5 protein-coding genes and 3 pseudogenes are annotated in these 10,428 nt (G+C 68.8%); 6 read left to right on the top strand and 2 right to left on the bottom strand.

The window, feature by feature from the left end; genetic code table 11:
• Positions 1–360: 360 nt before the first annotated feature.
• The 3 genes and pseudogenes from FNH08_RS33855 to FNH08_RS33865 all read left to right on the top strand — a co-directional run.
• Positions 361–1,335 carry a UDP-glucose dehydrogenase family protein gene (locus FNH08_RS33855; RefSeq protein ID WP_265579817.1) on the top strand — a complete coding sequence of 325 codons (975 nt, stop codon included), beginning with the start codon at positions 361–363 and terminating at the stop codon, positions 1,333–1,335.
• Positions 1,336–1,485: 150 nt separating this feature from the next.
• Positions 1,486–1,926 carry a GFA family protein gene (locus FNH08_RS33860; protein WP_152775352.1) on the top strand — a complete coding sequence of 147 codons (441 nt, stop codon included), beginning with the start codon at positions 1,486–1,488 and terminating at the stop codon, positions 1,924–1,926.
• Positions 1,927–2,203: 277 nt separating this feature from the next.
• Positions 2,204–2,745, top strand: a pseudogene (locus FNH08_RS33865) (winged helix-turn-helix domain-containing protein); the annotation flags it as partial.
• 1,451 nt (positions 2,746–4,196) lie between these two features.
• Here FNH08_RS33865 and FNH08_RS33875 read toward each other — a convergent pair.
• Positions 4,197–4,922, bottom strand: coding sequence for a prepilin peptidase (locus tag FNH08_RS33875; protein ID WP_152775354.1), 726 nt, complete (start codon positions 4,920–4,922; stop codon positions 4,197–4,199).
• Between the two features lie 390 nt (positions 4,923–5,312).
• Here FNH08_RS33875 and FNH08_RS33880 point away from each other — a divergent pair, with 390 nt between their 5' ends.
• A complete protein-coding gene (locus FNH08_RS33880) occupies positions 5,313–6,608 on the top strand; it encodes a DUF2637 domain-containing protein (protein ID WP_322725950.1) in 1,296 nt (431 codons plus the stop codon).
• A gap of 269 nt (positions 6,609–6,877) precedes the next feature.
• Here FNH08_RS33880 and FNH08_RS33885 read toward each other — a convergent pair whose 3' ends face one another.
• Entirely contained in the window at positions 6,878–7,519 is a 642-nt protein-coding gene (locus tag FNH08_RS33885; RefSeq protein WP_152775356.1) for a hypothetical protein, read from the bottom strand.
• A gap of 267 nt (positions 7,520–7,786) precedes the next feature.
• Between FNH08_RS33885 and FNH08_RS54350 the strand changes: the two are divergent.
• Together FNH08_RS54350 and FNH08_RS54355 are read left to right on the top strand one after the other, a co-directional pair.
• A pseudogene (locus FNH08_RS54350) lies at positions 7,787–8,416 on the top strand (TnsA-like heteromeric transposase endonuclease subunit); the annotation flags it as partial.
• Between the two features lie 114 nt (positions 8,417–8,530).
• Positions 8,531–10,428 (top strand): annotated as a pseudogene (locus FNH08_RS54355) (integrase); the annotation flags it as partial.

Below are 10,428 nucleotides of genomic sequence, written 5' to 3' on the forward strand. Positions count from 1 at the left end.
GGGGGCAGTGGGGATGGGGAGAGAGCAGATGAGCCGCGAGTGGCTCATGGGAGTCAGAGATTAACGAGCCTGCACCTCCACGGACAGGCATTGTAAGGATTCCTGAGCTCTTTTTGAGCATACGGAGGCAGCAACACTCGTTGAAGAGTTGGGGTTACCGCAGGCTCGCCGCCGTTGGAACTCTCGACTTTCGGGCATCGACGCTGTTGCCGATCACCGTGGTCTACCTTAGCGGGCTCAACGTTTCTTCCATGCCACAGGCCTGATCAGGCCCCACACGTGGTCTCCTTTCCGTCGTTTCGGATCCATCCGCAGGGCAACCGACCGGTCTCTACGTAACGTCCGACCAGCTCGGGAAAAATGTTTGGGGAATTCCACGAATCGCTTTCTTCGCGCGAATACAAGTGGCGGGAGCGGGTAGATGCACATGCTGCGTCCGGCGAGACCTTCAAGGCGGCGAGCCGGTCCTGTACCGCCGAACGCGGACAGCACAACCCCGACACCCTCCGCCCCGACCGGCTCGTCCTCGGCTTCGAGACCGAACACTCATGGGCCGAAGCGGTGATGCGACAGTGCTTCGAGAAGATCATCGAATCGGGGACGCCGACGATCGTCACCGACTGGGCGACCGCCGAACTCGCCAAGGCGTCCGCGAACGCCTTCCTCGCCACGAAGATCTCCTTCATCAACGCGATCGCGGAGGTCTGCGAAGCCTCCGGCGCCGACGTCGGCCAGCTCGCCGACATCCTCGGCCACGACGTCCGCATCGGGCGGCGCGGCATGCGGCCCGGCCTCGGCTTCGGTGGTGGTTGCCTGCCCAAGGACATCCGCGGCTTCATGGCCCGCGCCGGCGAACTCGGCGTCGACCAGGCCCTGACGATCCTTCGCGAGGTCGACGCGATCAACAATCGGCGCCGCGAGCGTATGGTCGACCCCGCCCGCGAACAGCTCGACGGCAACCTCCTGGGCAAGCAGATCACCGTCTGGGGCGCCGCCTTCAAGCCCAACACCGACGACATCCGCGACTCACCCGCCCTCGCCGTCGCGCAGAAGCTCCACGAACTCGGCGCCGAGGTCACCATCACCGATCCCCAGGCCCTGGACAACGCACGCAAGGCACACCCCGACCTCGACTACGTCGACGATCCCATCGCCGCGGTCCAGGACGCCGACCTGCTGCTGCACCTCACCGAGTGGCCGCAGTTCTCCCACATCGACCCGCACCGCCTCGCCGCCCGCACCGCCACCCCGCGGGTCATCGACGGCCGCGGCACCCTGAACGCTGACACCTGGCGCGACGCCGGATGGACCGTCCGCGCCCTCGGACGCCCCTGAGCCGCGGTTTCGTCGCCCGGCCCGTGACGCCTCTGCAATCGGCGCACGCGGCCGGGGCCACGACAGAGCCACCAACAGGGCCCTGGCGATCATGGAAGCGATGGCAGACTGATGGGCCCAACTTGCCCATCGCGCCCGGGAGATCACCTGATGAACGCCACCCCCGCCGCCGACGCCCAGCGAGCCGAAGAAGCGGAGGTACGTACCGGCGGCTGCCTGTGCGGCCGCATCCGCTTCACCACCCGAGGCCCGGCGGTCTTCCCCCACACCTGTGTCTGCCGCCACTGTCAAAGGCTCGGCGGCACACCAGTGATGTGGTGGGTGGGATTCGAGACGGTCACGTGGACCGGTGAGGGCGGCGAGCCAACCTGGTACGGGACCTTCAAAGGCGAGGCGAAACGCGGCTTCTGCCCGACCTGCGGCAGCCGCCTCGCGGCGATCGACAGCGACATCCCAGAGATCGGCATCAACGTCACCGCCCTCGACGACACCAGCGGCCCAGACCTCGTGCCGATCCACGCGTCCTTCCGCGACAACGCCGTGCACTGGCTGCCCGCGGTGCCGGAGACCGAGCACAGCACGGCCGGCTGACCGCCCGTCCACTGGTCGGCGACTTCACCCACGCCCCAAATGGCCCGGCAGGCATCCCGCTCGAGCCCGCGAGTAGGCCGCCAACTCCCGGGCCGGGGCCCGCAGCGGGACATGCTCAGCCAGGACGACGGAGAACGCTGCGAGTGCCGTGCGGCAGTCCAAGGGATGCTCAACCGGAGCGACTCCAGAAAGGCGCTGGGCTACTTCCTAGAGATCTTTAAGGGTGTGGGTTACGTGGGGTCGTGACGGCTGTTGTGGGCCGCGCTATGCCGTAGGGATGAGGTATCCCGATGGCGGAGGGCTGACGGCTGAGGAGCGGGTCCGGCGTGAGCGGGTCCGGTTGGCGGCCGCTGATCTGATCGAGGCGGGGGCAAGTGACCGGGAGGTGGCCCGGCGGTTCAGGGTGACCCGGATGTCGGCGAACCGCTGGCGGCGGGCGTTGGCTTCGGGCGGTCGGCAGGCCCTGGTCTCCAAGGGTCCCGGCGGTGCCCGCTGCAAGCTCGATGCGGATCAACTGCGCGTGCTGGAGGCGGTGTTGGATGCAGGCCCGGCCGCCGCCGGCTGGAGCGACCAGTGCTGGACTCTGGCGAGGATCGCCGAGGTTGTGCGCCGCCGGTTCGGTGTCGAGTACACCCTGGCTGGGCTGGACCTGTTGCTGCACCGCATTGGCTGGAGCGTGCAGGTCCCGTCCCGCAAGGCCACCGAGCGGGACGAGGAGAAGATCGCTGCCTGGAAGGACGAGCAGTGGCCCGTCATAAAAAGACGGCGGCGGACCTGGGTGCCTGGCTCTGCTTCGAGGACGAAGCCGGCCAGGGGCTGGGCTCAGTCAAGATTTCCATGGGGGGGAGTGTAAATCTAACGACACACCCCCATTCGCAGGGATGAGGGGTTGAGGAAATGACGGACGGCGGATGGGATCAGGCGTTGGCAGCGCTGCGTGCCCAGCACGAGGCCGTCTGGTCGGCTGCCGAGCGGGTCGAGGAATGCTGGGCTGTGGCGGGCACTGGCGCTACTGGCGCGGACCGCGGGAGACGGACGACCGCAGTTGCTCTCTCGTACGCCTGTGAGGCGGACCTCGTACGAAGCGCCGCTGATCTTCTACGAACCCATCTCGCTGGCCGTAGTTCGTCCCGGCGTCTCTCCGTGGCCGTCGTGTGGCCGCGCCCGCTGCGGGCCATGTGGAAGGAGCAGGCTCTGGGGCAGCGTGGGGGTGTGTGGCGGCAACCCGAGGCCTCGATCTGCTTGAGAAGGTTCGCGCGGCCGGGGACGACCCGTTGCTCACCGAGGTTGCCACCCTGGTCGAGGGCCTGCACGTCAGCCGTGAGGGGCACCGGAATCACGACAAGCTGTACGAGAAGTACATCCCGTCCCCGGGCGCGGCCCTGCTTGAGGGGAGGCTGGCTCCCACTCTGTTCGGGCTCCCGAAGGGCCATTGGGTCAACCTCCGCTTCGCCTCCGGGACCGGCCTTCGGATCCAGCCGGATCGCATGGCCGAAGTGCGGCAGATGGAGCGCGACGAGCAGGCCGTCGGTGAACGCGCGCTCGCCTTCGCAGATGCCGTACTGGAGCTCCTGGAACATCACCACGGTCCCACCGCCGTGGAAGCTCCGCGGCCGCAGGGCGCAGCCCGCTGGATCGGGCGCGAGGACGAGCTGGTGCCGTACCGGCCGCCGTGGGAGCGCAAACTGCGTCCGGAGCAGGCGGTCACCATGGTCGGGCTGTCGTTGTTGGGGCTCGCACTGGCCGCGATTCCCTGGACGATTGCCTACAAGAGCCGCTTCCTCGTTGAGCACCCGAAGCTGAGTGTCCTCGCCTGGGCAGCGCCGCTTGCCGCGGCCGCGGTCTCCCGGATCGGCTTCCGCGCCCTGCAGCTGCCGGGTAGAGGCGCGGCCGCGCCCGGCGTCGTCGCCGCGGTCGCGGCCGTGATCGTGTGGCAGGTCCAAGGGCCCGTCGTGGAGCACTTCTACCCTGGGGACGCGTACGAGCGTTGCCAGCGCCAGACACCGACGGATGTCTTGCCGCCGGCCTGTACCGGATCGACGCCGTGCAGTCCCACGTGGAGCACGAGGTGCTGGTGGTGCGTCCCATCAGCGGAGACCCCGTCCTTCGCCTTGGCCCTGCCCGTGAAGCCGGTACGGACCCGCTGCGTCCTCTTGACCGCACCACGCGCACGGTACTGGGGCAGTACGGCTGCTGACGGCCGCCGATGGCGGGGGAGAATCGCCCGAGCCTCTGTCCGCCGTGAATGCCTGACCTCCGGCCAGGGCTCGTCAGCCGGACAGCAGTGTGGAGACGGCCAGGGCCCCGCCCAGGACAAACGGGCCGAAGGCCACGTGGTCTTTCCTCGTGGCCCTCCGGGTGGCCAGCAGGACGACGGAGAACACGGCGGCGAGGGCGAAGCCGACGAAGGTGCCGAGGATGACCGCGGACCAGCTGTGCCAGCCGAGCAGAGCGCCGACCGCGGGGGCCAGTTTGACGTCGCCCATCCCCATTCCGCCGGCGACCAGGAGGAGATAGACGCCGCCGAGCGCGGCCGCCGCAGTCAGCGCCCGGGTGAGACTTCCCGGTTCTCCGGCCACGGCGGCACTCGCGAGCAGAACGAGTGTGCCGACGGACGCCGGGAGCGTCAGCACGTCGGGCAGCCGGTGCGCGGCGACGTCGATCATTACCAGCGCGGTGCCGCAGGCTGCGAGCCAGTAGTGCGCGGCCGCGGTCCACCCGGTCATCCCGGAGGCCGCGAGGCTGGCGAAGACCACCGCGGTCAGCACCTCGGACACGCCTGGCGCCGCGGGTATCCGCTCCCGGCATGCGGCGCACCGGCCGCGCACCAGCTGCAGAGTTCCGCCGGCCGAGGGGAGCAGGACCGCGCCGCAGGCCGGGCACGCGGTCCGAAGCGGCTCGCCACGCGGCACGGACCGGGCGAAGACCATCGGGCGCATCGCGGCCCCGACCAGGATCCCGGAAACGAACGCGACGGCGACACGCAGCACAGGCATCCGGCAGCTCCCAGGGCAGGTCAGCGGTGGATTCCGGCCACCTGCGCAGCCGGTCGATCGCAGCCTAACCAACTCCCTGATGAGTCGATTCGAACACCCCCGGACTATGACGTTCCTCGCAAATAGGCAGGTCAGAGGGTCGGTCCATAGGCAAAACAGGGTGGTTCGTAGACTTCATCCTTCGTACCGTTTCGAGTGGCCGGTGATGGCCGGAAGGAACAGGAGGCAGGCCGGTCTGTGTCACACGAAGGCCGCTGATCGCACCCCTATAGGCGATCGGCGCGATGCGCGCTCACAGGCTCGACGGAGGGGAACACGTCCATGACACTTGGGCCGAGCAGCGGCTCCTACGAGCAGCCAAGCGCCATCAGAAGCCCAGCTCGTCGTCGTGTGAAGTGGACGAGAGGCCGCAAGGCCGTGTTCGGTGTTATCGGCTTCGGCTCGATCATCATCGCCACGGTGGGGTTCGTCGGCTCCTACGAGGCCGTGCGCCGCCTCGCCGAAGAGAAGGGGTTCGGCTGGTTCGCCCAGATCTTCCCGCTGGGCATCGACATCGGCATCGCGGTCCTCCTCTCCCTCGACCTGGCCTTGACCTGGATCGATCTGAAGTGGGCGCCGCTGCGCTACATAGCCTGGGTGCTGACCGCAGGGACTGTGATCTTCAATTCGGCCGCGAGCTGGCCGGATTTGCTCGGAGCGGCGATGCACGGGGTCATTCCGCTGCTGTTCATCGCGGTTGTCGAGGCCGTCCGCAACGCCATCGCCAAGGCCGCGGTGATCGAGGACGACCAGCACATGGAGTCGATCCGCCTCGCTCGCTGGCTCCTCGCCCCGATCCCGACGTTCCTCCTGTGGCGGAAGATGAAGCTGTGGGAGCTGCGCTCCTACGAGCAGGTGATCCTGTTGGAGCAGGAGCGGTTGGTCTACCAGGCGCGGCTCCAGGCACGCTTCGGACGACGCTGGCGACGCAAGGCGCCGGTGGAGGCGCTGATGCCGCTGCGGCTGTCGCAGTATGGAGTGCCGCTGGGGGAGACGGCGGCTGACGGCCTGGCCGCAGCCGGGATCGAACCGGTGCCGTCCTTTGTCCTACGCCGTACGGCACTTTCCCGCCCGGCTCCCGGTCCGCAGCAGCAGGTCCATCGCGAGGTGGAAATGCCTGAGACTGCCCCGGCTGTCGAAGCGCCGCGGACCCCGCACGAGCGGGTTGCCGAACCGGAGGTTCCGCCCGTCCTCGGCCAGGGCGGCGACCGCGGTGTCGGGCAGCAGCTTGCGGAGGACCTCGTGCAAGAGGACGTCCACGAAGGAGAAGAGGCCGAGGACGTCGAGGACGTCGAGGACGTCGAGGACGTCCAGGCGGAGGATGGCCGGCAGGACGAGGAGATCGTCGATGCTGAAGACGCTGAGGCGGCACAGCCCGATCACGGCTCGGGGGACTCACCGGTGCTGGATGTGGGCACTGCACCGCCGAATGAGACCAAGAGCCAGAAGGCGGCGCGCATCTACCTCGCCCACCAGAAGGCTGGAGTTGAGCTCACGAGGGTCAACCTGGCGAGATGGGCGGGTTACAAGCAGGAGGGCTCCGGCCGTACGCAGTACGCGAAGCTGGAGGAGAAGTACGGTCCCATCGTTGTCAGGGAAGGCGCCGATCAGCTGGACCTCGACCTCCAGCACGAAGACCTGAGGTGACAGCTGCCGCTCGCGCGGCGTCACCCGCGCGACCGCCCCGGCTCCTGAGAGCGTCTAGGTTCGTCCGGTACGCGGCGGCATGACCTCGGAGCCGCGCAGCCCGGCGCACTCGCCCGAATCAACGCACGCTCCGGGGGTGAGGGAATCGCGAGACAGATCGGGCTCATCGGTCCCAGGGGCTTCTGTGTAGATCCCGAACGGCCCCGGTTCGCCCGCGCGGTAGGCGCCCAGCATCGGCGCACCACCCTTGTGCCGGTGAGGTCCCGCAATCACCACGCACCCGCCTCGCCCTGGATCCGGACGGCTTGGTCCGCGCGCACCACGCCGAAGTCGAAGTCCCCGTACGCGAACTCCTCCGTGCCGATCGGTGCGAAGATCTTGCGCATCCACCGGTGTGCTTGTCCCTCGGCCCGGTCTGCCGCAAGATGGTCTCCCCGCGGAGCGGTGACGTAGGCGTCGACGAGACCATGCTGATACCGGGTCATCTCCGTGACGTGCTGTTGGACACGTGTCCGGGGGTGAGTACTGACACCGATCTTGACGCGCGGCACAGCCCCCGCGATCTCCAGGACGTACAGCCGCGGGCGGTCCGCGCCCTCGAGTTCGTCGACGACACGGGACAGAACCCTGTGCCGCCCCGGCTCGTCGACCCACAGACCGGCGCCCACGTCCAGTCCCGCATCGGCGGCGGCGAGCGGTCCCAGATCGGGCAGTCCGACGGCCGCCCAGCCGGCAGAGTCCGCCGAGACCTCCGCCGCGAGGGCCAGCAGCAGCGGCATGTCCCCGCCAGCGCTCACCGCCGTTCCGGGGCGGACGCAGCCGCCCGGCAGCAACGCACCGAGCGGCGACTCTGCCAGATCACCAGCGCCGCCTTGCTCCGTCTGCTCGATCGCCACCGGTTCCGCATGCACACCATCGAATTTCGGTCATCAGTTCGATTAATGCAAGCCGAGCGCCTGAGCGAGTGTGAAAAGTGATCTCCCGATCCCTGATCTCTCGCATCGAAGGTTGAGCGTTGTCATTGAAGGTTGGTGGCCGCTAGGTTTCTCACCGAAGGTTGAGTGATCGTTTAGGGCTGGCTGTCTGGGGAGACGGTGGGGGAACCGGTACACGCGTACGGCGACCCCGTGCTCAGCGCCTTCGACCTGGACTTCTTCGACGGCCTGCAGCGCCGTCGGGTGACGTTGGGGGCCGGGTGGAGCGTCCGGTTCGAGGATGTACCGCCGGTACGGGGGTTCCGCTGGAACAAGGGCGATCGCAGCTTTCCCGGCTGGTACTACGCGGCGACCACAGATAGTCATGTGGGCTACGAGTCGTGGCTGGAGCGGGACCGCCTGATCCTGCTGGACTTCGACCCGGACGTCGTCGGGATCGCGTCCCAGCCGTTCTGGCTGCACTGGCTCGAAGGCGGGCGAAGGCGTCATGCGCCGGATTACTTCGTACGGCTTGCCGACGGCCGGGCCCGGGTGGTCGATGTTCGCGCCGAGGAGCAGGTCGACGAGCGGACTGCGGAAGCGTTCACTGCGACCGAGCGGGCCTGCGCCGCGGTCGGCTGGGATTTTCGCCACGTCGGTGTCCCGGACCCGGTGTTCATGGCGAATCTGCGGTGGCTGGCCAGATACCGGCACGGGCGGTGCGCCCGGGTGGCGGAGGTCTCCGAGTGTCTGGTTGAGGTCTTCCGTCAGCCGCGCGCTCTGCGGGCCGGAGCGGAGGCGGCCGGAGACGTGCTGCTGGTCCTGCCGGCGCTGTTCCACCTGCTCTGGACCGGGGCGCTACGCGCGGACCTGGGTGCGGGCCTGCTGCAGAACGCCACGATGGTGCACGCGGCCGGCGGGGCCGCAGCCTTTCATGGGCGGGAGAGCCGGAGCGGTCGTGGCCTGCCGTCCCGGCCCGGTCCGGGCATACGCAGTGGGTGGAGCCAGATGCGCAAGCTGTCGCGGCCGGCATCGATCGGGGTGGGTGACCGAGTGCGGTTCGCCGGGCAGGTGCGGGCGGTGCTCGCGGTGTCAGCCCGGTCGGTGACGGTGACCGAGGAGGGCGGTTCCCCGCGCGACGTGCCGCTCGCGATGCTGCTGGGCGAGGAGGGTTTCGAAGTGCTCGGCAGCCGGTTGCGGATGCCGTTGCCGCCGGTGTCGCTGCTGGAGGCGCTTCCGGAGCACGCGCGGGAGAAGGCCCTGTGGTGGGAGGGCCACATCCTGGAGGTCCTCTACGGCGTCGATCCCGCCGCGGACGACGAGACGCTGCCGCGGCCTGAATACGATCCGGCCCGCCATTCGCTGACCGCCCGCGAACGGACGAAGGCTCGTGAGCTGACGAGGACGGGCTACCGGGTCAGCGTGAGCACGCTCGGCAACTTCCGCCGCCGCTACCAGGCCGAGGGCCTGCTGGGGCTGGCCGACCGGCGCCCGGTGCGCAAGAAGCCCGAGTTCGGATCGGTGGACGATGCGGTGGTCGAGGCCATGCGGAAGGCGATCAAGGAGGGCGAGGACGACTCCACCCGCACCGGGACCTACATTTTGTGGCGGACCGGCGAGATCCTCCGGGAACAGGACGAGACGGTCGAGTTGCCGTCCCAGTCGACGCTCTACCGGTTGCTGGCGAAGCTGTCGCAGGGCAACCCCGTTTCGGGCACGGCCCGCAACCGGCGCTCGCGGGCTCATGGGGCGAAGGCGCCGTTCGGGCAGTGGACGGTGTTCGCGCCGGGCGAGGTGGTGCAGATCGACTCCACCCCGCTGGACGTGCTGGTCCGCCTGGACGACGGAGTAGTGGGCAAGGTCGAGCTGACCGGCATGGTCGATGTCGCGACGAGGACCATCACCGCGGCGGTGCTGCGGCCCACCACGAAGGCGGTCGACGCGAGCGTGCTGCTGGCCCGCACGGTCACCCCGGAACTGATGCGGCCGGGCTGGGTGGACGCGCTGAGGATGTCGCGGTCGGTGCTGCCGCACCGTCGGCTGCTGCATCGATGAGCGGCTGGAGCATGCCGCCGCGAAGCCGGTGATCGTGCCGGAGATGATCGTGTGTGATCACGGCAAGGCGTTCATCTCCCGCAACTTCCGGGCCTCCTGCCGGTTTCTGGAGATCGATTTCCAGCCCACGCACAAGGCGTCCCTGTTCCAGAAGGGGCACGTGGAGAAGATGCTCGACGCGGTGGGCACTCTGTTCGCGCAGTTCGTGGCCGGCTGCACCGGCCGCAGCGCCGACCACCGTGGCCGTCACCTGGACAGGCAACCGCTGTGGTCGCTGCCGGAGTTGCAGGAACTTCTCGACGAATGGCTTGTCGCCCACTGGCAAAATCGCGAACACGACGGGCTGCGCGATCCGATGCTCCCGGGCCGGTCGTTCACACCGAACGAGAAGTACGCCGCCCTGGTCGAGGCCTGCGGCTACGTCCCGGTCGCGCTCAGCGCCGAGGACTACATCGAGCTGCTGCCCTCGGTCTGGCGGGCGGTGAACGACTACGGCATCAGGATCAAGCGCCGCACCTACGACGGGGCGGGCCTGATCCGGCGCCAGCACTCCGGCGTCATCGAGAAGAAGGGTCTGTGGGAGGTCCATCACGACCCCTACGACATGTCCCGGATCTGGGTACGCAACCACCACGGCGACGGCGAGTGGATCGAAGCCACCTGGAAACACCTGCGCCACACCCCGGTCCCGTTCGGTGAACTGGCCTGGGACCACGCCGCCCAGGGCCTGCCCGCCGGCACCGAGGCGGAGATCGCCGATGCGGCCGCCGCCCTGCTGACCCGAGCGCACGCCGGCCCGGAGAGCGCGGAGGCGAAGCCGAGGAAACGCACCCGCCGGGACAGGCAGGTGG

Source organism: Streptomyces spongiae, from assembly GCF_009377185.1.
GTDB lineage: Bacteria > Actinomycetota > Actinomycetes > Streptomycetales > Streptomycetaceae > Streptomyces > Streptomyces spongiae.

Excerpts from the sequence above, each read along its gene's own strand:
- FNH08_RS33860 (WP_152775352.1), top strand. The coding sequence starts at position 1,486 with ATGAACGCCACCCCCGCCGCCGACGCCCAGCGAGCCGAAGAAGCGGAG.
- FNH08_RS33855 (WP_265579817.1), top strand. The coding sequence starts at position 361 with ATGTTTGGGGAATTCCACGAATCGCTTTCTTCGCGCGAATACAAGTGG.
- FNH08_RS33875 (WP_152775354.1), bottom strand. The coding sequence starts at position 4,922 with ATGCCTGTGCTGCGTGTCGCCGTCGCGTTCGTTTCCGGGATCCTGGTC.